Below are 692 nucleotides of genomic sequence, written 5' to 3' on the forward strand. Positions count from 1 at the left end.
TTGATCGATCAGGCTTTCGCCCATTGTCCAAAATTCCCCACTGCTGCCTCCCGTAGGAGTCTGGGCCGTGTCTCAGTCCCAGTGTGGCTGGTCGTCCTCTCAGACCAGCTACAGATCGCAGGCTTGGTAAGCCTTTACCCCACCAACTACCTAATCTGCCATCAGCCGCTCTAGTAGCGCAAGGCCCGAAGGTCCCCTGCTTTCATCCTTAGATCGATCGACGAGCTGGCCAGCGATGCGCTGATGCACGAGCGCTTCAACCCGCAGGAGTTTGAGGCCGACCTGGAGCGGCGCCGTGCCGCGCTGCAATCCACCGCCGAAGACGATGACGAGAATCTGCTGAACCTGCTGCGCCGCGCCCACCATGCCGAAACCTTCCGCACCCTGGCGCGCGACATCGAGCAGCAGATCGATCAGCGCTGGGTCGTCCGGCAGCTCGCCATCGGAGCCCGGCACGCAGGGCACACCAGCCTTGATCATCGCCTGCTTGGCCGAAACCTTGTCACCCATGATGCGGATGGACTCGGGCGTCGGGCCAATGAACTGGAAGCCGCTCTTTTCCACGCGCTCGGCAAAGTCGGCGTTCTCGGAGAGGAAGCCGTAGCCAGGGTGGATCGCCTCGGCGTCGGTCACCTCGGCAGCCGAGATGATCGATCGCACCCACCGTGACCATTACCTCGGCACCTGCGATC

The 692-nt window shown here is 62.6% G+C and carries 1 rRNA gene and 1 pseudogene; both read right to left on the reverse strand.

Annotated elements, in window-relative coordinates:
* Positions 1-325, reverse strand: a 16S ribosomal RNA gene (locus tag ACJ5GX_RS03595); the annotation flags it as partial.
* A gap of 203 nt (positions 326-528) precedes the next feature.
* Positions 529-660: pseudogene (locus ACJ5GX_RS03600) on the reverse strand (biotin carboxylase N-terminal domain-containing protein); the annotation flags it as partial.
* Between the last annotated feature and the right edge of the window lie 32 nt (positions 661-692).

The sequence above is a fragment of the Wolbachia endosymbiont of Tuta absoluta genome (genome assembly GCF_059414725.1).